Origin of the sequence: Pseudomonas sp. Z3-8 (assembly GCF_051131975.1) — a bacterium.
In the GTDB taxonomy this organism is placed as follows: Bacteria; Pseudomonadota; Gammaproteobacteria; order Pseudomonadales; family Pseudomonadaceae; genus Aquipseudomonas.
Genome location: NZ_CP071643.1, coordinates 2,150,124 through 2,176,663 on the forward strand (window position 1 = coordinate 2,150,124; position 26,540 = coordinate 2,176,663).

General features: G+C 60.4%; 18 protein-coding genes and 1 pseudogene. 12 read left to right on the plus strand and 7 right to left on the minus strand.

The window, feature by feature from the left end; all coding sequences use genetic code 11:
- The first annotated feature begins 3 nt into the window (after positions 1-3).
- From fadA to J3P94_RS09995, 5 genes are all read left to right on the plus strand, one after another.
- Positions 4-1,179 carry an acetyl-CoA C-acyltransferase FadA gene (gene fadA, locus J3P94_RS09975; RefSeq protein WP_305499994.1) on the plus strand — a complete coding sequence of 392 codons (1,176 nt, stop codon included), beginning with the start codon at positions 4-6 and terminating at the stop codon, positions 1,177-1,179.
- Between the two features lie 109 nt (positions 1,180-1,288).
- Positions 1,289-1,525, plus strand: coding sequence for a DUF1653 domain-containing protein (locus J3P94_RS09980; RefSeq protein WP_072389007.1), 237 nt, complete (start codon positions 1,289-1,291; stop codon positions 1,523-1,525).
- 115 nt (positions 1,526-1,640) lie between these two features.
- Complete coding sequence (gene topA / locus J3P94_RS09985; RefSeq protein ID WP_434573021.1) at positions 1,641-4,253, plus strand: type I DNA topoisomerase; 2,613 nt, start codon at positions 1,641-1,643, stop codon at positions 4,251-4,253.
- Between the two features lie 209 nt (positions 4,254-4,462).
- Positions 4,463-4,987 carry a DUF6586 family protein gene (locus J3P94_RS09990; RefSeq protein ID WP_434573023.1) on the plus strand — a complete coding sequence of 175 codons (525 nt, stop codon included), beginning with the start codon at positions 4,463-4,465 and terminating at the stop codon, positions 4,985-4,987.
- A gap of 105 nt (positions 4,988-5,092) precedes the next feature.
- Positions 5,093-5,326: a hypothetical protein gene (locus tag J3P94_RS09995; protein ID WP_003183419.1), complete on the plus strand. Its 234-nt coding sequence runs from the start codon at positions 5,093-5,095 to the stop codon at positions 5,324-5,326.
- Positions 5,327-5,398: 72 nt separating this feature from the next.
- On the opposite strand, the gene sulA is transcribed toward J3P94_RS09995, so the two are convergent.
- On the minus strand, positions 5,399-5,872 hold the full coding sequence (gene sulA / locus J3P94_RS10000) for an SOS-induced cell division inhibitor SulA (protein WP_434573025.1): 474 nt from the start codon (positions 5,870-5,872) through the stop codon (positions 5,399-5,401).
- Between the two features lie 10 nt (positions 5,873-5,882).
- Positions 5,883-6,491 (minus strand): transcriptional repressor LexA, encoded by a 609-nt coding sequence (lexA, locus tag J3P94_RS10005; RefSeq protein ID WP_434573027.1) that lies wholly within the window; start codon positions 6,489-6,491, stop codon positions 5,883-5,885.
- A gap of 241 nt (positions 6,492-6,732) precedes the next feature.
- On the opposite strand from lexA, the gene J3P94_RS10010 reads away from it, so the two are divergent.
- The 4 genes and pseudogenes from J3P94_RS10010 (at position 6,733) to J3P94_RS10025 (ending at position 12,780) form a co-directional block, all read left to right on the plus strand.
- Entirely contained in the window at positions 6,733-7,440 is a 708-nt protein-coding gene (locus tag J3P94_RS10010; RefSeq protein WP_434573029.1) for a TetR family transcriptional regulator, read from the plus strand.
- Positions 7,441-7,611: 171 nt separating this feature from the next.
- A complete protein-coding gene (gene nagZ, locus J3P94_RS10015) occupies positions 7,612-8,622 on the plus strand; it encodes a beta-N-acetylhexosaminidase (RefSeq protein ID WP_434573031.1) in 1,011 nt (336 codons plus the stop codon).
- A 10-nt stretch (positions 8,623-8,632) separates the two neighbouring features.
- Positions 8,633-9,373 (plus strand): S-methyl-5'-thioinosine phosphorylase, encoded by a 741-nt coding sequence (locus tag J3P94_RS10020; RefSeq protein WP_434573033.1) that lies wholly within the window; start codon positions 8,633-8,635, stop codon positions 9,371-9,373.
- 114 nt (positions 9,374-9,487) lie between these two features.
- Positions 9,488-12,780: pseudogene (locus J3P94_RS10025) on the plus strand (SNF2-related protein).
- Positions 12,781-13,040: 260 nt separating this feature from the next.
- On the opposite strand, the gene J3P94_RS10030 reads toward J3P94_RS10025, so the two are convergent.
- From J3P94_RS10030 to mfd, 3 genes are read right to left on the minus strand one after another with little or no spacing between them, the layout of a single operon-like run.
- Entirely contained in the window at positions 13,041-15,734 is a 2,694-nt protein-coding gene (locus tag J3P94_RS10030) for a DEAD/DEAH box helicase (RefSeq protein ID WP_434573034.1), read from the minus strand.
- 11 nt (positions 15,735-15,745) lie between these two features.
- Entirely contained in the window at positions 15,746-16,312 is a 567-nt protein-coding gene (locus J3P94_RS10035; RefSeq protein WP_434573035.1) for a CsiV family protein, read from the minus strand.
- 10 nt (positions 16,313-16,322) lie between these two features.
- The gene (gene mfd / locus J3P94_RS10040; RefSeq protein ID WP_434573037.1) at positions 16,323-19,772 is read right to left on the minus strand and encodes a transcription-repair coupling factor; all 3,450 of its coding nucleotides are present in this window, start codon (positions 19,770-19,772) and stop codon (positions 16,323-16,325) included.
- Between the two features lie 168 nt (positions 19,773-19,940).
- Here mfd and J3P94_RS10045 point away from each other — a divergent pair, with 168 nt between their 5' ends.
- On the plus strand, positions 19,941-21,404 hold the full coding sequence (locus J3P94_RS10045; RefSeq protein WP_305500011.1) for a glyceraldehyde-3-phosphate dehydrogenase: 1,464 nt from the start codon (positions 19,941-19,943) through the stop codon (positions 21,402-21,404).
- Positions 21,405-21,592: 188 nt separating this feature from the next.
- Here J3P94_RS10045 and J3P94_RS10050 read toward each other — a convergent pair whose 3' ends face one another.
- Entirely contained in the window at positions 21,593-22,891 is a 1,299-nt protein-coding gene (locus J3P94_RS10050) for an MFS transporter (protein WP_434573039.1), read from the minus strand.
- 142 nt (positions 22,892-23,033) lie between these two features.
- Here J3P94_RS10050 and J3P94_RS10055 point away from each other — a divergent pair, with 142 nt between their 5' ends.
- A complete protein-coding gene (locus J3P94_RS10055; protein ID WP_434573041.1) occupies positions 23,034-24,020 on the plus strand; it encodes an FAD:protein FMN transferase in 987 nt (328 codons plus the stop codon).
- Positions 24,021-24,378: 358 nt separating this feature from the next.
- Positions 24,379-25,773: a Si-specific NAD(P)(+) transhydrogenase gene (sthA, locus tag J3P94_RS10060; RefSeq protein WP_245142796.1), complete on the plus strand. Its 1,395-nt coding sequence runs from the start codon at positions 24,379-24,381 to the stop codon at positions 25,771-25,773.
- Positions 25,774-25,815: 42 nt separating this feature from the next.
- On the opposite strand, the gene J3P94_RS10065 is transcribed toward sthA, so the two are convergent.
- Positions 25,816-26,538 carry a glycerophosphodiester phosphodiesterase gene (locus J3P94_RS10065; protein ID WP_003199672.1) on the minus strand — a complete coding sequence of 241 codons (723 nt, stop codon included), beginning with the start codon at positions 26,536-26,538 and terminating at the stop codon, positions 25,816-25,818.
- Positions 26,539-26,540: the final 2 nt, after the last annotated feature.

Genomic DNA, 26,540 nt, shown 5'->3' on the forward strand with positions numbered 1-26,540 from the left:
TTTATGAGCTTGAATCCTAGAGACGTCGTGATTGTCGACTTCGGTCGTACGCCGATGGGCCGCTCCAAGGGCGGCATGCACCGCAACACCCGTGCCGAGGACATGTCGGCGCACCTGATCAGCAAGCTGCTGGAGCGCAACGCCAAGGTCGACCCCAACGAGGTCGAGGACGTGATCTGGGGCTGTGTGAACCAGACCCTGGAGCAGGGCTGGAACATCGCCCGCATGGCTTCGCTGATGACCCAGATCCCTCACACCGCGGCCGGCCAGACCGTCAGCCGCCTGTGCGGTTCGTCCATGAGCGCGCTGCACACCGCCGCCCAGGCGATCATGACCGGCAACGGTGATGTATTCGTCGTCGGCGGTGTCGAGCACATGGGCCACGTGAGCATGATGCACGGCGTCGATCCGAATCCGCACATGTCGCTGTACGCTGCAAAAGCTTCGGGCATGATGGGCCTGACCGCGGAAATGCTCGGCAAGATGCACGGCATCACCCGCGAACAGCAGGACGCCTTTGGCGTGCGCTCCCACCAGCTCGCCCACAAGGCGACGGTGGAAGGCAAGTTCAAGGATGAAATCATCCCGATGCAGGGTTACGACGAGAACGGCTTCCTGAAACTGTTCGACTACGACGAGACCATTCGTCCGGAAACCACCCTGGAAAGCCTGGCGACGTTGAAGCCGGCCTTCAATCCAAAGGGCGGCACCGTGACAGCCGGTACCTCGTCGCAGATCACCGATGGTGCCTCGTGCATGATCGTGATGTCGGCCCAGCGTGCCCAGGACCTGGGCATCCAGCCGATGGCGGTGATTCGTTCGATGGCCGTCGCCGGTGTGGATCCCGCAATCATGGGCTATGGTCCAGTACCGGCCACGCAGAAAGCCTTGAAGCGCGCGGGCCTGAGCATCTCCGACATCGACTTCTTCGAGCTCAACGAAGCTTTCGCCGCACAGGCCCTGCCAGTGCTGAAAGATCTGAAAATACTCGACAAGATGAACGAGAAGGTTAACCTGCACGGCGGCGCCATCGCCCTGGGTCATCCGTTTGGCTGCTCCGGTGCGCGTATCTCCGGCACGCTGCTCAACGTCATGAAGCAGAACGGCGGCACTTTTGGAGTGTCCACCATGTGCATTGGCCTCGGCCAAGGCATCGCCACCGTCTTCGAGCGCATCTAAGCGTCACGTCGATGGAAGCCGGGGCCAAGTGCCCCGGTTTTTGTTTTTCTGGGTTTTCAACAAGAAAAATTTTGTTTTTATTTTGGAAAGATTCAGCGAGGGCCAAAGCATGCCGATACAACCTGGGCTCTACCAACATTACAAAGGCCCGCAGTACCGCGTATTCAGTATTGCGCGGCATTCCGAGACCGAGGAAGAAGTGGTCTTCTATCAAGCCCTGTATGGCGATTACGGCTTCTGGGTGCGTCCGTTGAGCATGTTCCAGGAGTCCGTCGAGGTTGACGGCGAACAGGTGCCACGCTTTGCTTTGGTGCAGGCCGAGGAGAGCATTTTTTCCAGGCCTTGAGGCCAACATGAGGGCGAGCCTGCCCTTGACCTCACCTTGCAGCCACTATATATAGCGGTGCCGCGTCAGGCGCCAACCGCCTTTCACTTTTTAGAATTCAGGAATTTTCTGATCCATGGGCAAATCGCTGGTCATTGTGGAATCCCCGGCTAAGGCCAAGACCATCAACAAGTATCTGGGTAACCAATACGTGGTGAAGTCGAGTATCGGCCATATCCGAGACCTGCCCACCAGCGGTTCGGCTAGCGCCAGCAAAGAGCCTGCTGCCAAGCGCGGCAAGGCTGCCGCCGGCGAAGCGCCAGCGTTGTCGCCGAAGGAAAAGGCGCGCAAGCAGTTGGTCTCGCGCATGGGGGTTGATCCGGAACACGGCTGGAAAGCCAAGTACGAGATCCTCCCGGGCAAGGAAAAGGTCATCGAAGAGCTGCGCCGGCTCGCCAAGGATGCCGACACCATCTATCTCGCGACGGACTTGGACCGCGAAGGGGAAGCCATTGCCTGGCACCTGCGCGAAGCCATCGGTGGTGATGACAGCCGCTACAAGCGTGTGGTGTTCAACGAAATCACCAAGAAGGCCATCCAGGAAGCCTTCTCCCAGCCGGGCGAGCTGGATATCGATCGGGTCAACGCCCAACAGGCGCGACGTTTCCTTGACCGCGTGGTGGGCTACATGGTCTCGCCATTGCTGTGGGCCAAGATCGCTCGCGGCCTGTCTGCCGGACGTGTGCAATCGGTCGCGGTGAAGCTGGTAGTGGAGCGCGAGCGGGAAATCCGCGCGTTCATCCCTGAAGAATATTGGGAAGTCCACGCTGATCTGGGTACCGCCAAGGGCGCCACCGTGCGCTTCGAAGTGGCCCGCGAGAAAGGCGAGGCCTTCAAGCCGCTCAATGAAGCGCAGGCCATGGCCGCGCTGGAGAAGCTCAAGGCTTCTAGCTACAGCATCGTCAAGCGTGAAGACAAGCCCACCAGCAGCAAGCCTTCGGCGCCGTTCATCACGTCCACGCTGCAGCAGGCCGCGAGTAACCGCCTGGGCTTCGGCGTGAAAAAAACCATGATGATGGCCCAGCGTCTGTACGAAGCGGGCTACATCACCTACATGCGTACCGACTCGACCAACCTCTCGGTCGATGCCGTGGCGATGGCGCGTACTTATATAGAAAGCGAGTTCGGCAAGAAATACCTGCCGGAAACGCCAAACGTCTACAGCAGCAAGGAAGGCGCCCAGGAAGCTCACGAAGCGATTCGCCCATCCGACGCCAACACCACGCCGAGCAAGCTGTCTGGCATGGAGCGCGATGCCGAGCGTCTCTACGAGCTGATCTGGCGCCAGTTCCTGGCTTGCCAGATGCTGCCGGCCCAATACCTGTCGACCACCGTCAGCGTCGGTGCTGGCGACTTCGAGCTGCGTGCCAAGGGCCGTATCCTGAAATTCGACGGCTACACCCGTGTCATGCCGCAGATCACCAAGCCGGGGGATGACGACGTCCTGCCTGACATGGCCCAGGGCGACGTGATGAAACTGCTCAAGCTGGATCCGACCCAGCACTTCACCAAGCCGCCGGCGCGGTATTCGGAAGCCAGTCTGGTCAAGGAAATGGAAAAGCGTGGCATCGGTCGCCCTTCGACTTATGCGGCTATCATTTCGACGATCCAGGATCGCGGCTACGTGGCGCTGCACAACCGTCGTTTCTATTCGGAGAAGATGGGCGACATCGTGACCGAGCGCCTGTCCGAGAGCTTCTCGAACCTGATGGACTACGGCTTCACCGCCGGCATGGAAGAGAACCTCGATGACGTGGCCCAGGGTGAGCGGGACTGGAAAAACGTGCTCGACGAGTTCTACGGCGACTTCAAGAAGAAGCTCGAAGTGGCCGAAAGCCCTGACAGTGGCATGCGCGCCAACCAGCCGGTGATGACTGATATTCCGTGCCTGACCTGCGGCCGACCGATGCAGATCCGCACGGCTTCGACCGGTGTTTTCCTCGGATGCTCGGGCTACAGCCTGCCGCCGAAGGAACGCTGCAAGGCAACGGTCAACCTGGTGCCCGGTGATGAAATCGCTGCGGACGACGAAGGTGAATCGGAATCCCTGGTGCTGCGCGGCAAGCATCGCTGCCCGATCTGCAGCACGGCAATGGACGCCTATCTGCTGGATGAAAAGCGCAAGCTGCACATCTGCGGTAACAATCCGGATTGCGCCGGTTACGAGATCGAAGAGGGCAGCTACCGTATCAAGGGCTATGAGGGCCCGAGTCTGGAATGCGACAAGTGCGGCAGCGAGATGCAGCTGAAGACCGGGCGTTTCGGCAAGTTCTTCGGTTGTACGAACCCGACCTGCAAGAACACCCGCAAGCTACTCAAGAGCGGCGATGCGGCACCGCCAAAAATGGACCCGGTGAAGATGCCCGAGCTCAAGTGCGAGAAGGTCAATGACACCTACATCTTGCGCGATGGTGCATCCGGGCTGTTCCTGGCGGCGAGCCAGTTCCCGAAAAACCGTGAAACCCGTGCGCCGTTGGTGATGGAGATTGTCCCGCACAAGGACGAAATCGATCCTAAGTATCACTTCCTTTGCGATGCACCGCAGAAAGATCCGGACGGCCGCCCGGCGGTGATTCGCTACAGCCGTAAGACCAAAGAGCAATACGTGCAGACCGAGGTCGACGGCAAGCCTACCGGTTGGAAGGCGTTTTACGACGGCGGTAAGTGGACCGTCGAAGACAAGCGCTGATCGGCATGGCATGAGGGCCTTTGATGGCGAAGGAGCTTGCTCTCACTCGCCGACGTGGTCGTAGTCTTACACTTCAGGCAGAAAAAAGGCCGCATGACAACCTATGGGTTTTCATGCGGCCTTGCTGTTTTTGGCTTGCAGTGGCCTCGGTTGATCCACGACACTGTCGCACCTGAGTGACGCTTTTATTTCGTTGGGGAGATGCCGCCATGGCCCACGAACTCTATACCCGCACCAATCAGAAAATTTATTTCGCCGGCCTTTCGCTTGAAGCGCTAGCGCGGGCGGAGGATGGGCGTGCAATGAATTCCCCTGCGCTGATCCAGGCGGGACGCGAATCAGCGTTGTTTCATCTGTACGGTGCGTTGTTGGGCCTGTGCCACGAAATTGCCGGTTTTTATCGCTTGCCCCAAGCGAATGCGTCACGGGCCGAGGTGGTATTGACTCGTGAGGTGCTGGAAACCATCGCAATTCCGGAGCTGGCCGAAATGGTCGAGCTGGCGCAGAACCCGGAAACCTGGCTGGCCAGATTGCTGGCGGCCCACCAGGCGCTGTTCCAGCCACCACGGGCCCCGCGCAAGCCCAAGGGCGACGTGACCCAGCCGCTTATCGTGGCGGTCAATCTTGACGAAGAAGAGCCAGAGCAAGAGCTGAATCGGGAAGAGTTGGAGAGCTGGCGGCAGAATCTCAAGAACCTGGCCATTCGCTTTCGCGAAGGGTTGAACGAGTGCTGAGTTCAGTTCGTCCCGTAACGTTCGCTAACGACGCTTGGTCAAGATCCCGAGCGAAGCCTGGCCGATGACTATATAATCCCCGCCTTTCGTGGAGAACAGACTTTTATGCCTACGTCCTTTCTAGAAATTGTCGAGCTTCCTGATGGCCGCATCGAGCTGCGCCGGGCCGAAGACGAGGGGTCTTTGGTTACCCTGAACTTCTCTGAGGACGCCAAGGTATTCCTGCAAGGTCAACACGTTGAGGTCGCCAAGGCGATGCTGAGCGTGGGTGTCCAGATGGCCGGCCGCCTGGTTGAAGGCGAATTTAACAAGGAAGAGGGGCCGCGGGTTCTTCATTGATCCTGTTCGGCGACTTTTGACGGTCCGGTAGCTGTTCCGGCTTCTCTGCCCTGGAGAAGCCCTGCGTTTGTCTTAGCCCAATCGAATATTCAGGCTTTGTGCGTCCCCGGTGCGTGCGGCGCTGATCAACTGTTGGCGAGCTGTCGCGGTCAAGGGGTTGAGCCAGCTGACCACCGTATGACTGCGGCCCAGACGCAACGCTTCGCACGTCAATTGTTGGGCGCTCTGTGCGCCGCGCGGTTGCAATAGCAGGATCCGCTCACGATTAAGGCCGGCATCCCGCAACCAGGCCTGGGTAACGCTGGCGGGTGGCGCGATCAGCGTCAGCCAGCGAGCGTCCTGGTCCTGGCTCAGCTCTCGCAGAATCGGCGCAAGCAGGTTCAGGCAATTCCCGGCCGCACCACGCAACGACAATTCGCTGAAGGCCTCGGGTTCGACGCCCCAAGGCGATTCGATGACCTCTTTAAGCACTGGAACCAGCGGTTGGGCCATGAATGCCTCGAACAGCGGAAGCTGCGCGTGCTGTGGTGTGTGTGGGAATTGCATAAAGCCTCCTTTAGCGGCGAATGACGCCGACACTCAAGCCTTCGATGACCAGGTCCTGATCTTTCAGGTCCACTTCGATGGGGGCGAACTCAGGATTTTCGGCCATCAACCAGACCTTGCTGCCATCGCGCTTGAACCGCTTGACGGTGACTTCGTCGCCGATGCGCGCCACCACGACCTGACCGTTGCGAGCCTCACGGGTGGTGTGGACCGCCAGCAGATCGCCGTCGAAGATGCCGATATCCTTCATGCTCATACCGTGCACGCGAAGAAGGTAATCAGCCCGCGGGTGGAAGAACGAAGGGTTGATGTTGCAGGATTCCTCAACGTGCTGCTGGGCAAGGATCGGAGCACCAGCGGCTACACGACCGATGATCGGCAGGGTGGTTTCGTCAGCCTTGGCTTCGAAGCCCGGGATGCGAATGCCTCGCGAGGCACCCGGCGTCATCTCAATCGCGCCCTTGCGGGCCAATGCCTTGAGGTGTTCTTCCGCCGCGTTGGGCGACTTGAAGCCCAGTTCCTGAGCGATTTCCGCACGGGTCGGCGGGTAGCCATTGTCTTCGAGGCAACGTTTGATGAAGGCCAGAATCTCTGCTTGGCGTGGCGTCAGCTTTAGCATATCGATCGCTCTGTCTTTTTATACAGTGACTGGGATTATATACAGTGCGAGCCGCTTGGCAATGCCCCTTTTTTCGTGCGCCGCTCGACGGTCGTTTCGGCCGCTATGAAGGGCAGGGCTACAGCCCGGATGAAGGTGTGGTTAAATAGCTGACCGAGCGTTCGCAAAACGTCCCGGCAGGCTTGACAAGCCCAGGGCTGAAACGTATGTTTCAAACAAGTGTTTGTCAGGCGGAGTAGCCATGGCCCAGTCGGAAACCGTTGAACGCATTCTCGATGCTGCCGAGCAGTTGTTCGCGGAAAAAGGTTTTGCCGAAACCTCTTTGCGTCTGATCACCAGCAAGGCCGGGGTGAACCTGGCTGCGGTGAACTATCACTTCGGTTCCAAGAAGGCGCTGATCCAGGCGGTGTTCTCACGTTTCCTCGGGCCGTTCTGTATCAGCCTCGACCGTGAACTGGAACGTCGTCAGGCCAAGCCTGACGTCAAGCCCACCCTGGAAGAGCTGCTTGAGATCCTGGTCGAGCAGGCCCTCGTGGTCCAGCCACGCAGCGGCAATGATCTTTCCATCTTCATGCGCCTTTTGGGCCTGGCCTTCAGTCAAAGCCAGGGTCACCTGCGGCGCTACCTGGAAGACATGTACGGCAAGGTGTTCCGTCGCTACATGCTCCTGGTCAATGAAGCCGCGCCACGCATACCACCGATCGAGTTGTTCTGGCGCGTGCACTTCATGCTTGGCGCCGCTGCGTTCAGCATGTCTGGGATCAAGGCGCTGCGGGCCATCGCCGAAACCGATTTCGGCGTGAATACGTCCATCGAACAGGTCATGCGTCTGATGGTGCCATTCCTGGCCGCCGGCATGCGTGCCGAAAGCGGCGTCACCGATGAGGCAATGGCCGCAGCGCAACTGCGTCCTCGCAGCAAAACCGCCCCGGCGCTCGCCAAGGCGTAAGGCCACGGGTGGGCGCGGCTGCTTACATCCGCTAAGCTAGCCGCCCATGCCGATTCTCCCTTTGAGTTCGTATCAAATTTCATCGCCGATGCGCGACCTGCCAGGCCTGGAGCCTGGCGGCGTCATCGTGCATGCGTCGCCGTGCGCATCCATCGTTATTAAGGAATTGCTATGACTGCTGGCCTGCAAGGCTCGTTGATGGTGGACGTCGCCGGTACCTGGCTGACGGCCGAGGATCGCCATCTGTTGCGTCAGCCCGAAGTGGGCGGCTTGATCATCTTCGCTCGCAACATCGAGCATCCGCGCCAGGTGCGCGAGCTGAGTGCGGCGATCCGCGCCATTCGTCCCGACCTGTTGCTGGCGGTTGACCAGGAGGGCGGGCGTGTCCAGCGCCTGCGCCAAGGGTTCGTGCGTCTGCCGGCGATGCGGGCCGTTGCCGATAATCCGAATGCCGAATACCTGGCCGAACAATGCGGCTGGATCATGGCCACCGAAGTGCTGGCGGTCGGCCTCGATCTGAGTTTCGCCCCGGTGCTGGATCTTGATTATCAGCGCAGCGCCGTCGTCGGCACTCGTTCATTCGAGGGCGATCCCGAACGCGCCGCGTTGCTGGCCGGTGCCTTTATCCGGGGCATGAACGCCGCGGGAATGGCCGCCACAGGCAAGCATTTCCCGGGCCACGGCTGGGCCGAGGCGGATTCCCATGTGGCCATTCCCAATGATGAGCGCAGCCTGGAACAGATCCGCGCCAACGATCTGCTGCCGTTTGCCAGGCTGAGCAAGCAGCTTGCCGCCGTGATGCCGGCCCATGTGATCTATCCGCAGGTCGATGCCAGCCCGGCCGGGTTTTCCCGACGCTGGCTGCAGGACATCCTGCGGGGCGAGTTGCAGTTCGACGGGGTGATTTTCAGTGATGACCTGTCGATGGCCGGGGCCCATGTGGTGGGTGATGCCGCCAGTCGTATCGAGGCCGCATTGACGGCGGGTTGCGACATGGGCCTGGTGTGCAACGATCGCGCGGCCGCAGAGTTGGCATTGAGCGCCGCCCAACGCTTGAAGATCAAGCCATCAGCGCGGATCGCCCGCATGCGTGGCCAAGCCTTCGCCAGTACCGAGTACCGTCAGGATCCGCGCTGGCTGACAGCGATCGGCGCGTTAAAAGCTGCCCAACTGATCGATTAAGGACGTTTGTATGACCGTTTACGCAATTATCGGCGGCACAGGCCTGACCCAGCTGGAAGGCCTGACCATTCGCCAGTCCCTGGCGGTGGAAACGCCCTATGGCGCGCCATCGGCCGACGTGCAGATTGGCGAATATGCCGGGCGTGAGGTGCTGTTCCTGGCCCGTCATGGCCATCCTCATCGTTTTACGCCGCACCAGGTCAACTATCGCGCCAATCTCTGGGCACTGAAGCAGGCGGGTGCCGAGGCCATCCTGGCGGTCAACGCCGTGGGCGGGATCCACGCGGCGATGGGCACCGGACATTTCTGCGTGCCCCATCAGTTGATCGATTACACCAGTGGCCGCCAGCACACGTATTTTGCCGATGACCTGGAAGCGGTTACCCATATCGATTTCAGCTATCCCTACACGGAGACGCTGCGCCAGAAGTTGATTGCCGCCCTGGCCGCCGAAGGCTGCGGCTACAGCAGCCACGGCGTCTATGCCTGCACGCAGGGGCCGCGCCTGGAAACGGTGGCTGAAATCGCCCGCCTGGAACGCGATGGCTGCGACATCGTCGGCATGACAGGTATGCCGGAAGCAGCATTGGCTCGCGAGCTGGAGCTGGACTACGCGTGCCTGGCCCTGGTGGTTAATCCCGCGGCAGGCAAATCCACGGCGGTGATCACCATGGCCGAGATCGAGCAGGCGCTGCATGACGGGATGGGGAAGGTGAAGTCGACCCTGGCGCGGGTATTGATGGCTGGATAGTGGAGCCGGAGAAAAACTGGCGCAGGGGCGTCCTCCGGCCGGCAAAAGCATTAATACACGGTTTTCGGAAGGCTCCGATTCCCGGTTTCATTATCTTTCATGAAGTCCTTGGACATGATTGAATCGATTGCAGAACTCCTTGAGACTGAATGGGCGGATTCGTTCGGTCATCGTACACTCGCTCGCGGGTTCGACTATGCCGAGGAAGAACGAGTCCGGATACTGCAGGTAGACAAACGAGCGGTTCACGCTGAGTGCGAAGGAGCCGGTACCAGTGTCTACCAGCAGGTGATCGAGCTCGTTCGCCACCGGGGTTATGACGATGTTCGTTACGAATGCTCATGCCCAGGGGGCGGCGACTGCAAACATTGTGTGGCGGTCATGTTCCACTTGATGTGGAATGAGCAAGTGTTGCAGACAGGCTCCGGCGGCGAGCGTCTGAGCCGCGCTCTTGAGGCCTGGATCGAGCATATACCTGAGCAGGGACCTGATTCGGCAGCGATCGAAAAGAACACGGATGTCCGGCTTCTCTACAAGCTCAAGAATACGCACACCGGCCAATGGGTACTGGAACTCTTCAAGGGGCGTCAGCTCAATGATGGTTCCCTGCGAGATATGAAAGCGTTTTACCAACTTGCGGACATGCTGATTAGTTTGCCGAACTACCTGTTCGACATTGACCAGCAGATCGGTCGCTTGTTGATCAGCACTCAACGTTTTCATGGGCAAATGAACAGCTATCCGCTGCACGGACGCAATGGCGCTGATGTGCTTGCGCTTGCCTCGCAGTCTTCCCGCCTGTTTCTCGAGCTGGAACCGCCGCAGCCGCTACGGGCGGGGCCTCAGAAGTCGGTACAGTTTTCCTGGGCTGAGCAACCCAGCGGTAACTACCGGCCTGAGTGGCAAAGTGTCGATCAACTGGCGGGTAGGATTCTGGTGCTTGAGCCGCTTCATTATCTGGATGTGGCACGCCAGGAGCTTGGCCGGCTCACCTATGAAATGGACGACAAGCTGGCCTGCCATTTAAGCCTTGCGCCAGAGGTGCCCGCTCACCAGGCTGCGCTTTTCAGCCATCGGATCAACGCTGCTGGCCTGGCAATCCCTCCCCCGAAAAAACTCACTGAACGCATCATCGACGATATCGAGCCACGGGCGGTGCTGACGTTGGGAAGTGCACTCAATCTTCGGCACTGGAAATCGGTGCCAGAACATCGTGCGGCGTTGACCTTTGTTTACGATGGTCATGCTGCCGACGATAAAGCCCCCACCGAGATCTCGATTCTGTCCGGGACCGAGACTCTGCGCATCCGGCGCAAGCCGGATCTCGAACAGGCCTTTCGCACCACTCTACGCAAGGCAGGATTCAAAAAGGCCAGCCGCAAAAGCCTCGCACTCGCGGGCAGCGCGGGTGAACTGTTCCAGATGCCGGATGACGCTGCCTGGTTGGCGTTCATGGATAGAGGCTTGTCCCAATTGCGAGCCGCCCATTGGCAAGTCGATATTGAAGATGGCTTTCACTTCGACCTGCAACCCGTAGAGCAGTTGTACGCTGACATCGAGGAGTCTCCGGGGCGGGAGTGGTTTGATTTGCAGTTGGGTATTGTCGTGAATGGCAAGCGGCACAGTCTTCTGCCGATTTTGCTTTATCTGCTTCGCTCAAATCCCGAGATGATGGAACCGGCCAATCTCGATCAGCGCAGTGATGAACAGTTGTTATTGCTTGATCTCAACAGTGGAACGTTCATGGCAGGCCCCTCCGTGAGGGTCGCGTTGCCGTATGGGCGCGTCAAGCCGTTGATGGCTACCCTCGGTGAGTTGTACATGAGAGAACATCGGGGTGACTCGATACGTTTGAACGCCTTTGATGCGGCCAGGCTCAATGCCCTCGAAGGCGTTCCGTTGGTGTGGCAAGGCGGGGAAAGACTACGCACATTTGCCAAACAATTGCATGAGGCGACTCATGTGCATGTGCCAGCGCCAGATGGGCTCAAGGCTGTGCTGCGACCCTACCAACTCGAAGGGCTTAACTGGATGCAAACCCTGCGCGAGCTGGAAGTGGGCGGCATTCTGGGTGATGACATGGGCTTGGGCAAAACTCTACAGACCCTGACTCATTTGCTGTGCGAGAAACAAGCAGGGCGTCTCGATGTCCCGGCGCTAGCGGTCATGCCCACCAGCCTGATTCCCAACTGGCTCGACGAAGCAGCACGCTTTACGCCACAGCTCAGCGTGCTGGCACTTCATGGTGCGGCCCGGCAAAAAGACTTTGCCAGCCTTGGTCAGTACGATTTGATATTGACCACTTATACTTTGTTGCCGCGGGATCTGGAAGTATTGAAGCCCCAGGCCTGGAGTGTGCTGATTCTTGATGAGGCACAAAATATCAAGAATCCTGCCAGCAAGGCCGCCCAGGCTGCTCGCGACCTCGGCGCCCGGCAGCGTCTTTGCCTGTCCGGCACGCCGCTGGAAAATCACTTGGGTGAACTCTGGTCGTTGTTTCACTTTTTATTGCCCGGCTGGTTGGGGGATAGCAAAACCTTCAATCGTGACTACCGCACGCCCATCGAAAAACACGGCAATCAAGAGCGCATGCGGCATTTGACTGCCCGCATAAAACCTTCTTGCTGCGCCGAAAAAAGGAACAGGTCGCGACCGAGCTGCCGCCCAAGACCGAAATCACCCATTGGGTCGATCTCAGCGACGGGCAACGGGATGTCTATGAAACGGTGCGCGTGGCCATGGACAAGAAAGTCCGCGACGAAATTGCTTGCAGCGGCGTGGCTCGTAGCCAAATCATCATCCTTGATGCGTTACTCAAGCTGCGCCAGGCCTGTTGCGATCTGCGATTGCTCAATACCCCACAGACCACCAAAACACCGCGCTTTGGCAGCGGCAAGTTGGTCAGTTTGATGGAGATGCTCGAAGAGTTGCTCAGCGAAGGGCGCAAGATCCTGTTGTTTTCCCAGTTCACGTCCATGCTGGCGTTGATCGAGGAGGAACTGCAGAAGCGCGGCGTTGCTTTTTCGTTGTTGACCGGAAGTACAGTTGATCGCCGTACGCCGGTTAGGGATTTTCAGAGCGGCAAGGTGTCGCTTTTTCTGATCAGCCTTAAGGCAGGGGGTACGGGACTCAATCTGACGGCTGCCGATACCGTTATTCACTTCGATCCTTGGTGGAATCCGGCGGTGGAAAATCAGGCGACCGACCGGGCTTATCGGATCGGTCAAAACAAGCCTGTTTTCGTTTACAAGCTGATTGCCCGAGGTACGGTGGAGGAGAGGATACAGGCCCTTCAGGAGAATAAGGCTGCATTGACAGGCGGGGTTTTGGATGGCGGAACAACGGGCGGATGGAAGCTTGAGCAAAGTGACATCGAAGCGTTGTTTGCTCCGTTGCCCAAGGCCTGATCCGCCGACACATTCACTGGTTATGTCACCTGATAGTCAGTCATCGCGAGCAGGCTCGCTCCCACATTGGAAGTGATGTGGGTTCTGGTTTTTGTGAGCGCTGCAAATTCCCTGTGGGAGCGAGCTTGCTCGCGATGACGGCTGCACAGTCAACATCTGCATCAACTGAACCACCCCTATCGCGAGCAAGCTCGCTCCCACAGTGGATCTGCGGTGAACACCAGGCTCATGGACACCCAACAAGATGAGTTGAGGGAGTGTCAGCGCTTCTCCAGCTTATCCGGCAGCGGTGCGAACAACGCCTCGATGTCTTCGTTCTGCAGTTTCCAGTCCCCGGCTACGCGCCCATCCAGCACGCCGGCCGCGAGATCGGACTTTTCCTTCTGCAGCAGTTGGATCTTTTCTTCCACTGTTCCCCGGGCTATCAGCTTGTAGACGAACACCGGCTTTTCCTGGCCGATGCGATAAGCGCGGTCGGTCGCCTGGTTTTCGGTGGCCGGGTTCCACCACGGGTCGTAGTGAATCACCGTGTCCGCTTCCGTCAGGTTCAGACCCACGCCGCCGGCCTTCAGGCTGATCAGGAAGATCTGACGCTTGCCGCTCTGGAATTCCTTCACAGGCGTGCGTCGGTCCCGGGTCTGGCCGGTCAGGATGGCGTATTCCACACCGCGCTTTTTCAGTTCGTCTTCGATCAGCGCCAGCATGGACGTGAACTGGGAAAACAGCAGCACCCGCCGACCTTCTTCAAACAACTCCTCGAGCATCTCCATCAGGCTGTCGAGCTTGCCCGAAGCACTGCCTCGGGCTGGCAGGGCGGCGTCGCTGATCAGGCGCAGGTCGCAGCACACCTGGCGCAGCTTGAGCAGCGCCTCGAGGATGATGATCTGGCTGCGCGCCACGCCTTTGCGGGTGATTTCGTCACGCACCTTCTTGTCCATCGCCAGGCGCATGGTTTCATAGACATCCCGTTGGGCGTCGCTGAGTTCGACCCAATGGATGATCTCGGTCTTGGGCGGCAATTCGGTTGCGACCTGTTCCTTGGTCCTGCGCAGCAGAAACGGTTTTATCCGACCGTTAAGGTGCTGCAATCGTACGGCGCTCCCGCGTTTTTCGATCGGCACGCGGTAGTCGCGGTTGAAATCCTTGATGTCGCCGAGCCAGCCCGGCAACAGGAAATGAAACAGCGACCACAATTCACCCAGGTGGTTTTCCAGCGGTGTCCCGGACAGGCACAACCGCTGCCGGGCATCGAGCTCACGGGCGGCCTGGGCGGCCTTGCTGGTGGGGTTCTTGATGTACTGGGCTTCATCCAGGATCAATACGTGCAGCGGTTGCGCTTTGAGACGCTCGACATCCTTGGGCAGCAATGCATAGGTGGTCAGGATCAGGTCGTAATCGGCCAACCGCTCGAAATGTTTCTTGCGTCCGGCACCGTACAAGGCCAATACCTTGAGCTGCGGGGTGAAGTGGCTGGCTTCATCGAGCCAGTTGGGAATCAGGCTCGTCGGCATCACCACCATGCACGGCCTGTCGAGGCGGCCGGCGTTTTTTTCGCTGAGAATGTGCGCCAGGGTCTGTAGGGTTTTGCCCAGGCCCATGTCATCCGCGAGAATGCCGCCAACCTCCAGTTGTCGTAGCGATTGCATCCAGCTCAGGCCTTCGAGCTGATAGGGCCGCAGCGTTGCGTTCAAGCCTTCCGGTGCCGCCGCGGTGTAGTCCTTGATGTCGCGCAGCCGCTGGGCCAGGCCACGGATGTGTTCGCCCCCTTCCCAGCGCAGCGGCATGTCTTGCAGCGGGTTCAGGCGCAGGGCGTCCGCGCTGTTCAGGCGCAGTTTGCTGGTGCCGGGTTCTTGCAGGTAAAACTCGCCGAGGGTCGCCAGCACCGGCTTCAGGCGTCCATAGGGCAGGGCGACTTGCTGCGGGCCGAATTCCGAATTGGGACGGTGCGGCAGGTTGACCAGGATGAGTTCGTCGTCGCGGCGCCGGGCCAGGCGTTCCGGGTTGAACAGCTCGATGTGCGAGCGCATCAGGTTCAGCAGGATCGGCAGCAGGCTCAAGCGCTCGCCGTTGACGATGATCCCCAGTTCCAGATCAAACCAGTCTCGCTCCGGAGTTTCCTCGACGCTGGCGTACCACTCGTCCACAGCCGTCAGGTCGAAGCCGAAGTCTTCGTCGATCTGCAGCTCCCAGCCTTGGTTGCGCAGTTTTGGCAGGTCATTAAGGGTAAAGGTCAACCAGGCACTGTCGTTGACCATCTCATAAAGCTCGCCGGCGCTTTCCGGCAGCGCCTTGCTTTGCCGGGTGGCGACCTTGAAACCGAGGATTCGCAGTTGTTCGCGGTAGGACTGTTCCACATCGGTCTGGCGTTTGATTCGCAGCGTCTGGGTTTCCTGGCGAATCAGTACGTCGGTGTTGCGCTGGCCGCTGACGTATTCGTCCAGATAGCTGAAAGACAGGGCTGCGCGGTGCTGGATGTAGCGCTGCATCTTGCCGTTGCGTGGCTCGAAGGCGCTGAACTCGATACTCGCCAGCCACAGGCGCGGCACCGGTTGCACGTTGTCCACGAGCACCTGCGGCGGGGCCTTGGGGCTGCGGTTGTCGAGCACGGTCTGGAGTTTTTCCAGCAGATGCGCGTCTTTCTCGGCGGCTGGGTAGGCCAGGGTTTCCTGGACCTGCAACAAGACCGCCGCGCAATGTTTGCAGTTGATGCGCACCGGGCAGGAGCAAGCCGCTTCGAGCAGGATCAGCGTGCCCTTGGCTGACTCCTTGAGGCGAATGGTCTGACGATAGACGCTGCCGCCAGAGCCTTCGCAACTGGCGATGATGGTGCTGTCTCCGGTCTCGACGATCCTGACGCGATTTTCCAGCGCGTATCGGCGTCCGCGCTCCAGGCTTTGTTCCTTGAATCGATTGACCCAGGAGGGTGCCAGGGGTTTGCTCAGGGGCGAGGGCATAGGCGCGCCGGTCAGTCCGGAATCGCTTCGGGCGCCTGCCGTGGCGCGGGCGCGGTCAGCGAGGTGATCTTGATCAGCAGGCCGAGGTGACCGTTATCGAGGAAATTCAGCTGGCCGTTCTTGGTGTGGCTCTGTTGCTTGAGGCGTTCGCTGGCGGTGACCAGGCCATTGGCGTCGATCTGGTTGACCCAGAAGTCGGCGTCGACATCGGTAAAGCGGCCCAGTTTCAGTTCCAGGGTGCCCTCGATGGGAAACTGGCCGAACTGTTCGGTGCCTTCGCTGACCGCGACCTTGCTGCCCTGTTCGCCCAGGTTCTGTTGCCAGGCCTTGTGCATCAGCACGCTGTATTGGCCGCTGGCGTTGAGTTTTTCGACGATGTTGCCCAATGCTGGCGTGCGCTGGCTGTCCGCGCCCAGGCGTTGTGCGCCGGCGTCCCAGTCTTCCGGCGCGGCGCGACTGATAATGGCCGGTTCGGCATTCTGGCGAACCAGGATCATTTCCACCTGATACAGGTCGTCGGCGAAGGCCAGGGGGGCGACCAGGGTCATCAACAACGTCAAGGAGCGAAACAGGCGCATTGGGCGTCCTTCAAGCAGTGGTCGGAGTGAGGCGCTCGAACAGCGCCTCCACGGTATTAAAACGCTCTTCCGGGCGTTCCATGGGCACCATGAACTTGAACATCGTGGCGCCTTCGAACTTGTAGCGTTTGGGCTGGCCCTGGATCAGCTTGATCAGTACCAGCGGATCGACCGGCGTCTGGGCTTCGAATTCGATGCGGCCGCCGTTGGGCCCACCGTCGACTTTCTTGATGCCCAGTTGCTCGGCCTTGAGCTTGAGCAGCGTGGTGCGCACCAGGTTCTTGGTCGGCTCCGGCAGCAGCCCGAAGCGGTCGATCATCTCCACCTGCAAGTCTTTCAGGCCTTCCTCGTCGGTGGCCGAGGCGATGCGTTTGTAGAGAATCAGCCGGGCATGGACGTCTGGCAGGTAGTCTTCCGGGATCAGCGCCGGCACCCGCAGGTTGATCTCCGGCCCGCCGCCCAGGGGCTGGTCGAGGTTCGGTTGCTCGCCCTTGCGGATCGACTTGACCGCGCGCTCGAGCATTTCCATGTACAGCGTGAAGCCGACGGCCTGGATCTGGCCGCTCTGGCCGTCGCCGAGCAATTCGCCGGCACCACGGATTTCCAGGTCATTGGTGGCCAGCACGAAGCCGGCGCCGAGGTCCTGGGTGTTGGCGATGGCCTCCAGGCGCTTTTCCGCGTCTGGGGTGATCTGCTGGCGCGGCGGCGTCAGCAGGTAGGCATAGGCCTGGTGGTGGCTGCGGCCGACCCGGCCGCGCAACTGGTGCAACTGGGCCAGGCCGAACTTGTCGGCGCGCTCGATGATGATGGTGTTGGCGCTTGGCACGTCGATGCCGGTCTCGATGATGGTCGAGGCGATCAGCACGTTGAAACGCTTGTGATAAAAGTCGCTCATCACCTGTTCGAGTTCGCGCTCGCGCATCTGTCCGTGGCCGATGCCGATGCGGGCCTCCGGCACCAGCTCGGCCAGGTCGGCGGCGCATTTCTCGATGGTCTTCACGTCGTTGTGCAGGTAATAGACCTGGCCGCCACGCAGCAGCTCCCGCAGTAGCGCTTCCTTGACCGTGCTTTTGTTCTGCTCCATCACGAACGTACGCACCGACAGGCGACGGGCCGGCGGCGTGGCGATGATCGACAGGTCGCGCATGCCCGACACCGCCATGTTCAGCGTGCGCGGGATCGGCGTGGCGGTGAGGGTCAGGATGTCGACTTCGCTGCGCAGGGCCTTGAGCTGTTCTTTCTGGCGCACGCCGAAACGGTGCTCTTCGTCGATGATCACCAGCCCGAGGCTTTTGAATTTCACGTCGTCCTGAAGCAGTTTGTGCGTGCCGATGACGATGTCGATCTTGCCTTCGGCCAGGTCGGCCACGGCGGCATTCACTTCCTTGGTCGACTTGAAGCGGCTCATCACTTCCACGGTCACCGGCCAGTCGGCGAAGCGGTCGCGGAAACTGTTGTAGTGCTGCTGGGCGAGCAGGGTGGTCGGCACCAGTATCGCCACCTGCTTGCCGCCGTGCACGGCGATGAACGCGGCGCGCATCGCCACTTCGGTCTTGCCGAAGCCGACGTCGCCGCAGACCAATCGGTCCATCGGTTTGGGCGCGAGCATGTCGGCGCGCACGGCTTCGATGGTGGTCTGCTGGTCGACGGTTTCCTCGAACGGGAAGCCGGCGCTGAAGGTTTCGTAATCGGCTTTCGGGTCGGCGAACGCGTAGCCTTCGCGCGCGGCGCGACGGGCGTAGATGTCAAGCAATTCGGCGGCCACGTCACGCACCTGTTCGGCGGCCTTGCGCTTGGCTTTCTGCCAGGTTTCCGAGCCCAGGCGATGCAGCGGCGCCAGCGCATCGTCGCTGCCGGTGTAGCGGGCGATCAGGTGCAGGTTCGCCACCGGCACATAGAGTTTGGCGCCCTCGGCGTATTCCAGAGTGAGGAATTCGGCGGCCTGGTTTTCGATCTCCAGGGTCGCCAGGCCCAGGTAGCGGCCCACGCCATGGTCGATGTGCACCACCGGCGCGCCCTCGCGCAGTTCGGTGAGGTTCTTGATGACCGCGTCGTTGGCAGCGTCGGCGCGCTTCTCGCGACGGCGACGCTGCATCACCCGCTGGCCGAACAACGGGCTCTCGGCGACCAGTGCCAGGGCGGGGTCATCCAGGACCAGCCCGTCATTGAGCGGCGCGATGGTGATTGCCAGGCGCTCCTTGCCAGCGACGAAATCCGGCCAGCTGTCGACAGTCTTCGGTCGCAGCTTCAGGCGTTCGAGCAGCTCCAGCAATACTTCGCGACGGCCGGCGGACTCGGCGGTGAACAGCACGCGGCCAGGGAATTGGTCGAGGAAACCGGCCAGGGCCGCCAACGGTTGCGTGGCCTTGGCTTCGATCGCCAGGTCCGGCAGCGGTCTGGCGGGGAAGCGTTCGCGACCGACGCCGGTCTCCACGTCCTGTTGGCTCGCCACCACGCGCGGCCAGTTCTTGAGGCGGGCGAAGCAGTCTTCAACCGGCAGGAACAACTCGGCGGGTGGCAATAGAGGACGGGACGGGTCGACACGCCGCTCTTCGTAGCGGTTGCGCACGTCATTCCAGAAGTTTTCCGCCGCTTGCTCGATGCCGGGCAGGGAAAATACCTGGGTATCCTGGGGCAGGTAATCGAACAGGGTGGAGGTTTCTTCAAAGAACAGCGGCAGGTAATACTCGATACCGGCCGGGGTAATGCCGCTGCTCAGGTCCTGGAAAATCGGGCAGCGCCGGAAGTCCACGTCGAAGCGCTCGCGAAACCGCGCCTTGAAACGCGTTACCGCGTCTTTTTGCAGGGGGAATTCCTTGGCCGGCAGCAGGCGGATCGACTGTACTTTGTCGATGGAACGCTGGTTTTCCGGATCAAAGGTGCGCAAGGTCTCGATTTCGTCATCGAACAGGTCGATGCGATAGGGCAGTTTGCTGCCCATCGGGAACAGGTCGATCAACGCGCCGCGGACCGTGAACTCGCCGTGCTCGTACACGGTATCGACGTAGCGATAGCCGCTGGCCTCAAGCCGGGTGCGCATTTGCTCGACGTCGAGCTTCTGGCCGATGTCCAGCACCAGGCTGCTGCCCAGCAGGAATTGGGTCGGCGCCAGGCGATGTAGGGCTGTGGTGATCGGCACTACCAAAACGCCATGACTGAGCTCCGGCAGCCGGTAAAGGCTGGCGATGCGCTGGGAAATGATGTCCTGGTGCGGCGAAAAAAGATCGTAGGGCAGGGTTTCCCAGTCCGGGAAATGCAGCACTGGCAAATCCGGGGCGAAGAAAGCCAGCTCCTGTTCCAGCCGTTCGGCGCTTTGGCTGTCGGCGGTCAGCAGCAGGGTAAAGCGCTTTGCAGCGCTGGCAGCCTCGGCGATGGCCAGGCTCAGGGCGGCACCGGGCAGGTTGCCCCAGTGCTGTTTACCTGCCGCGGCAGGGAGAAGCGGAAGACGCAGAACGGGCACGGAAGGTTGAGCTCCAGCGTTGCGACAAAGTCGACAATTGTAGCGGGGGAAGGGGGCTTCTGTCAGTCGCGGACTATGCTGCAGGAACGCAAAACCACGGCGCGACGGGCGCGCATTGCTCCGCCGATGACTCGGCGGCATAATGTAGCCCCTTTTTTCAGCCCCTACATGTGGAAGGTTACCGTGACTCAGAAGCCCGACCAGTGTCTTGGTGAATGGATTGATCGTGAAGCACTCGCAGAAGCGATGATCCCTCTCATCGGTCAGCTCTACCGCAATAACAACGTGGTGAGCTCGATCTATGGCCGCAGCCTGATCAACCAGTCTGTCATCGCGATCCTCAAGGCCCACCGCTTTGCTCGCCACCGTTCTTCCGACGACAGCGAACTCTCCGTCCACGAAACATTCCCCCTGCTCAAGGCGATGAGCGAGCTCAAGCTCGGCGCGGCCTCGGTGGACCTGGGCAAGCTGGCGTTCAAATTCCGTAACGAAGCCAATGGCCGTAGCGCCGAACAGTTCGTGCGCGAAGAAATGGCTGACGTGGTTGGTCAGCAGAACGCTTCGGCTCGTAAAGGTACCGACGTGGTCCTGTACGGCTTCGGTCGTATCGGCCGTCTGCTGGCGCGTATCCTGATCGAGAAAACCGGTGGTGGCGACGGCCTGCGCCTGCGCGCCATCGTCGTGCGCAAGGGCGCCGAGAACGACCTGACCAAGCGTGCCAGCCTGCTGCGCCGCGACTCGGTGCATGGTTCCTTCAACGGCACCATTACCATCGACGAAGAAAACAACACCATCACCGCCAACGGTAACCTGATCCAGGTGATCTACGCGAAGAACCCGACCGAGGTGGATTACACCCAGTACGGCATCAAGGACGCCCTGCTGGTGGATAACACCGGTGTATGGCGCGATGCCGATGGCCTTGGCCAGCACCTGGCCTGCCCGGGTATCGACCGCGTTGTCCTGACCGCACCTGGCAAGGGCAAGCTGAAGAATATCGTTCACGGTATCAACCACACCGAAATCACCGCTGACGACAAGATCATCTCCGCCGCTTCCTGCACCACCAACGCCATCGTGCCGGTGCTCAAAGCCGTGAATGACAAGTTCGGCATCATCAACGGTCACGTCGAAACCGTTCACTCGTACACCAACGACCAGAACCTGATCGACAACTTCCACAAGGGCGATCGCCGTGGCCGTAGCGCCGCGTTGAACATGGTCATCACCGAAACCGGTGCCGCCACTGCTGCCGCCAAGGCCTTGCCTGAGCTCGCTGGCAAGCTGACCGGCAACGCGATCCGTGTGCCGACGCCGAACGTGTCGATGGCCATTCTCAACCTGAACCTTGAGAAAGCCGCCACCCGTGAAGAGATGAACGAGTACCTGCGCTACATGGCGCTGCACTCCGACCTGCACAAGCAGATCGACTTCGTCAACTCGCAGGAAGTGGTGTCCACCGACTTCGTCGGTTCGCGCCACGCTGGCGTTGTCGATGCCGAAGCGACCATCGTCCAGGACAATCGTGTTGTCCTGTACGTCTGGTATGACAACGAGTTTGGCTACAGCTGTCAGGTAGTTCGCGTAATGGAAGACATGGCTGATGTGAATCCGCCTGCGTTTCCGCGCTAAGTAAGCTTTAGCTGCTGGTAAAAAACGCCCCGACTTGTCGGGGCGTTTTTTTGTCTGGGTTTTGCTGTGTTTGGGCGGGCGTCATCGCGAGCAAGCTCGCTCCCACATTGGACCGCATACATCAGCAACAACTCGGTCAACTGTGGGAGCGAGCTTGCTCCGGGCGGCGATCCGACGATGGCGATCTGTCAGGCACCGCCCACTACAGAGGCCTGCGCCGTGCGCAGCTCATGCCTATTACCCTTGAACAGTACCAACGTCGCAATCAGCCCCAACACCGCCGCGCCACTGAGCCAGATTCCCGGTGCAGCCTTGTTATCCAGCACATGGATCAGATAGGTACAGGCCGCCGGCGTGAACCCGCCGAACGTTGCCGTCGCCAGGCTATAGGCCAGGGAAAAGCCAGTAGTACGCACTTCAACCGGCATGATTTCCGTCAGGGCGACCACCATGGCGCCGTTGTACGATCCATACAGGAACGACAACCACAGCTCGACGATCAGTAAATGGCTGAAGCTGGGGTTCGCCACCAGCCAGGACAGCGCCGGGCAGGCGGTCAGGATCGCCAGGATTGTCGCAGCCAGCAGCAGGGGTTTGCGCCCGATCTTGTCGGAAAGCGCGCCCATGACTGGCAGCCAGAAGAAATTCGACAAGCCGATACACACCGTGACCAGCAACGCATCCAGGTCAGACAGGTTGAGCTCAGCCTTGCCAAATGTCGGCGTGTAGGCCGTGATCAGGTAGAACGACACCGTAGTCATCACCACCAGTGCCATGCCGGCCAGGACAATGCCGAAGTTCTGGCCAATGGAGCGGACGATTTCCGCCAGGCTAGGGCGATGTTTTCTCGCCTGGAATTCCGGCGTTTCTTCCAGCGAGCGGCGAATTACAAAAATGACCGGTACGATCAGGCAACCGATCAGGAACGGCACGCGCCAGCCCCATTCGCCCATTTCCTGCGGGCTCAGCCAGTGATTGAGGCCAACCCCCAGCAGACCGGCGAAGACCACGGCGGCCTGTTGGCTGGCGGACTGCCAACTGACAAAAAAGCCCTTGCGCCCCGGCGTAGAGATTTCCGCCAGGTACACCGAGACCCCACCGAGTTCCACGCCTGCGGAAAAGCCCTGCAGCAATCGGCCCAGCAATACCAGCAGCGGCGCCGCCACGCCCAACGTGGCATAACCCGGTACACAGGCGATCAGCACCGTGCCGGCGGCCATCATCGCGAGGGTGATGATCAGGCCTTTGCGCCGGCCGTGCCGGTCGATGTAGGCGCCAAGGAAGATCGCGCCCAGCGGACGCATCAGGAATCCGGCGCCGAATGTCGCCAGGGACAGCATCAGCGAGGCGAAGGCACTGTCGGTCGGGAAGAACGTCTTGGCGATGGCCGTGGCGTAGAAGCCATAGACCATGAAGTCGAACATCTCCAGGAAGTTGCCGCTGACAACGCGAAAAATCGCCTTGCCGTTGCTCGTGTTGGAAGGCATGTGTAGGTACTCACTCTGGCAATCTTGTATGAAAGCACTGCAATCCCACAGGGGTTTTTTGCATGCGCTGTAGCCCATAATGGCCGGCGTGGTTTTGTGGGGAGATGAAGATTTGTTAACTGGACGATGGATTGGGCTTGTGATGCTGGCCGGCGTTGTGTCCGGCTGCGGCCGGGGCGATAACCTGGAACGCTTCGATGGCCCGACCATGGGCAGCCGTTATTCCGTCCAGTACGTCAGGCATGCCGCCACGCCCGGTCCGAACGTGGTGCAGGCCGAGGTGGGAAAAATTCTCGCTGAAGTGGATCGGCTGTTTTCCACCTATCGCAGCGATTCGGAAATCGAGCGCTTCAATGCGCTGCCTGGCGGCAGTTGCCTGACCATGCCGGGACCGGTGCTTGAACTTGTCCGGGTGGGTGAGCAGCTATCTTCGCAAAGCCATGGCGCGTTCGATCTGACGGTGGAGCCTTTGCTGAACCTGTGGGGCTTCGGCCCGCAATCCCGGCGAGAGGCGGTGCCCAGCGCCGAGGCCCTGGCCCTGGCGCGACGACAGGTTGGCCATGGCTACTTGCGGATCGAAGGCGACCGGTTATGCAAGGACGCCGCGGTGGAAGTCGATTTCAACAGCATCGCGGCGGGTTATGCCGTCGACCGCATCGCCGCGAAGCTCCAGGCTTTGGGCATCGACAGCTATCTGGCCGAAGCCACCGGGGAGCTCAAGGCTGCCGGGCACAAGCCGGATGGGTCGGCCTGGCGCATCGCCCTGGAAGAGCCTCGGAACGATCGGCAAATGGCTGAGCGTGTCATCGAGGTCAACGGCTACGGGGTTTCAACGTCGGGCGACTATCGTAGATATTTCGAGCAGGGCGGCAAGCGTTACTCCCACACCTTTGATGCGCGCACCGGGGCGCCGGTCTTACACAACCTGGCGTCAGTCACGGTAATTCATCCTTCAGCGATGTTGGCCGATGGACTATCGACGCTGTTGCTGATTCTCGGTCCCGAAGAGGGTTGGGACTATGCCCAGGAGCACGGCATCGGAGTATTTTTTGTGCTGCGCGATGGAGAGCGTTTCGTCGTACGCACAAACGATGCGTTTGAACGGATGGTCGGCGGAAAACCCCAATAGATCGTCCAGCAATGAATCCGTGGCGAGGGAGCTTGCTCCCGCTGGGCTGCGTAGCGGCCCCTTTTGTGAGCGCTTCGCACTCAAGCGGGAGCAAGCTCCCTCGCCACGATGATGCAGGCAGGTTTTTGTATACGCATGACAGCGCCATGAAAGGTTACCTGTGGCGAAATAGCGCAGGTAAAGGGGAGCGCCCCCTAGCCTACGACGCGACCAAGGGGTAATGTGCGCGGCGTTGACGCTTCTATAGACTGTGGCCGGGCGCGTGAACCGGTCCCAAATTGTTCCTTCATGCCGCCGGCCGGCATGATTTAGCCGTCGGTGCCAACTGTGGCATCGCGGCCTGTTCTGAGGAGTACGCATGGCTGTCTACAACTACGACGTGGTGGTACTGGGTTCCGGCCCGGCGGGGGAAGGTGCGGCAATGAACGCCGCCAAGGCAGGGCGCAAGGTGGCGATGGTCGACAGCCGTCGGCAGGTCGGCGGCAACTGCACCCACTTGGGTACCATCCCGTCCAAGGCCTTGCGTCACTCGGTCCGGCAGATCATGCAGTTCAACACCAACCCGATGTTCCGGGCAATCGGCGAGCCGCGCTGGTTCTCCTTCCCGGACGTGCTCAAGAGCGCCGAGAAGGTGATTTCCAAGCAAGTGGCGTCGCGCACCGGCTACTACGCCCGCAACCGTGTGGACGTGTTTTTCGGCACGGGCAGCTTCGCCGACGAGCAAACGGTCGAAGTGGTCTGCGGCAATGGCGTAGTCGAGAAACTGGTGGCCAAGCACATCATCATTGCCACTGGCTCGCGTCCGTATCGCCCGGCAGACATCGATTTCAACCACGCACGTATCTACGATAGCGACACGATCCTGAGCCTGGGGCATACCCCGCGCAAACTTATCGTCTACGGTGCCGGCGTGATCGGTTGCGAATACGCCTCGATCTTCAGCGGCCTGGGCGTGCTGGTGGAACTGGTGGACAACCGTGGCCAATTGCTGAGCTTCCTGGACTCGGAAATTTCCCAGGCCCTGAGCTACCACTTCAGCAACAACAACATCACCGTGCGCCACAACGAAGATTACGAGCGTGTCGAAGGCGTGGACAACGGTGTGATCCTGCACCTCAAGTCCGGCAAGAAGATCAAGGCCGACGCCTTGCTCTGGTGCAACGGCCGCACCGGCAACACCGACACCCTGGGCCTGGAAAACATCGGCGTGAAGGTCAACAGTCGCGGCCAGATCGAAGTCGACGAGAACTACCGCACCTGCGTGCCGAACATCTATGGCGCCGGTGACGTGATCGGCTGGCCGAGCCTGGCCAGTGCCGCCCACGACCAGGGCCGCTCGGCCGCCGGCAGCATCGTCGACAACGGCAGTTGGCGCTTCGTCAACGACGTGCCGACCGGCATCTACACCATTCCGGAGATCAGCTCGATCGGCAAGAACGAGCAGGAGCTGACCCAGGCCAAGGTGCCGTACGAGGTGGGTAAGGCATTCTTCAAGAGCATGGCGCGTGCGCAGATCGCCGGCGAGCCGCAAGGCATGCTGAAGATCCTGTTCCACCGCGAGACCCTGGAAGTGCTGGGTGTGCACTGCTTCGGCTACCAGGCCTCGGAAATCGTCCACATCGGCCAGGCGATCATGAACCAGCCGGGCGAGCTGAACACGTTGAAGTACTTCGTCAACACCACGTTCAACTACCCGACCATGGCCGAAGCCTATCGGGTAGCGGCCTACGACGGGCTCAACCGGCTTTTTTGAGCGGCTCCGGCCGGTGGCCTGAGCCGGCCGGGGAGACCGATTTCAGCAATTCTCGAGGGTGGCAGTGGCCAAACCGGGAAAGTCTGTAATCAGGCTGTCAGCGCCAAAGTCGGCGAGCCTGCGCATCAGCGCGGGCTCGTTGACCGTCCACACCGACACATGCAGCCCCTGGCGCTGCGCCTTGATCAGGCGTTCCGGCGTGCACAGGGTCCAGTTCAGCGCCAGAATCTCACAGCCATAGCTCTGGGCGACCTTCAACGGGTCGAGCCAGGCGTATTCGGCGACCAGTCCACGGGAAATGTCCGGAGTCAGGTCCAGCGCGGCCTTGAGCACTTCCCGGGAACTGGAAGTGATGGTGATCTTGTCCAGCAGGCCGAAGCGCTGGGCCATTTCCCGGATGCCCAGCACGGTGGCGGCGGCGCGGGTGCGTGAGGCGCTTTTCACCTCCAGTTGCCAGTGCTCGAAATCACACTTCTCGAACAACTCTTCCAGGCGTGGAATCGGGCACGGCTTGATCCAGCCCGGGCCGCCCTTGCGCGCGTCATAAGTCACCAGTTCAGCGGCGGTGTGTTCGACCACCTTGCCCCGGCGATCGGTGGTGCGCTTGAGGGTCGGGTCGTGGATGACCATTAACTCGCCGTCCATGGACAGGTGCAGGTCCAGCTCGCAACGGCGTACGCCGTGCTTGAGGCATTCCTGGAAACCGGTGAGGGTATTTTCCGGTGCTTCGCCCTTGGCGCCGCGGTGGCCATAAATGAGGGTCACGG

Coding starts and splice junctions, on each gene's coding strand:
- sthA (WP_245142796.1), top strand. CDS start 24,379: ATGGCTGTCTACAACTACGACGTGGTGGTACTGGGTTCCGGCCCGGCG.
- J3P94_RS10045 (WP_305500011.1), top strand. CDS start 19,941: ATGTGGAAGGTTACCGTGACTCAGAAGCCCGACCAGTGTCTTGGTGAA.
- J3P94_RS09990 (WP_434573023.1), top strand. CDS start 4,463: ATGGCCCACGAACTCTATACCCGCACCAATCAGAAAATTTATTTCGCC.
- J3P94_RS10020 (WP_434573033.1), top strand. CDS start 8,633: ATGACCGTTTACGCAATTATCGGCGGCACAGGCCTGACCCAGCTGGAA.
- sulA (WP_434573025.1), bottom strand. CDS start 5,872: ATGCAATTCCCACACACACCACAGCACGCGCAGCTTCCGCTGTTCGAG.
- fadA (WP_305499994.1), top strand. CDS start 4: ATGAGCTTGAATCCTAGAGACGTCGTGATTGTCGACTTCGGTCGTACG.
- J3P94_RS10030 (WP_434573034.1), bottom strand. CDS start 15,734: ATGCCCTCGCCCCTGAGCAAACCCCTGGCACCCTCCTGGGTCAATCGA.
- J3P94_RS09995 (WP_003183419.1), top strand. CDS start 5,093: ATGCCTACGTCCTTTCTAGAAATTGTCGAGCTTCCTGATGGCCGCATC.
- J3P94_RS10010 (WP_434573029.1), top strand. CDS start 6,733: ATGGCCCAGTCGGAAACCGTTGAACGCATTCTCGATGCTGCCGAGCAG.
- lexA (WP_434573027.1), bottom strand. CDS start 6,491: ATGCTAAAGCTGACGCCACGCCAAGCAGAGATTCTGGCCTTCATCAAA.
- J3P94_RS09980 (WP_072389007.1), top strand. CDS start 1,289: ATGCCGATACAACCTGGGCTCTACCAACATTACAAAGGCCCGCAGTAC.
- J3P94_RS10055 (WP_434573041.1), top strand. CDS start 23,034: ATGCTGGCCGGCGTTGTGTCCGGCTGCGGCCGGGGCGATAACCTGGAA.
- nagZ (WP_434573031.1), top strand. CDS start 7,612: ATGACTGCTGGCCTGCAAGGCTCGTTGATGGTGGACGTCGCCGGTACC.
- J3P94_RS10050 (WP_434573039.1), bottom strand. CDS start 22,891: ATGCCTTCCAACACGAGCAACGGCAAGGCGATTTTTCGCGTTGTCAGC.
- J3P94_RS10035 (WP_434573035.1), bottom strand. CDS start 16,312: ATGCGCCTGTTTCGCTCCTTGACGTTGTTGATGACCCTGGTCGCCCCC.
- topA (WP_434573021.1), top strand. CDS start 1,641: ATGGGCAAATCGCTGGTCATTGTGGAATCCCCGGCTAAGGCCAAGACC.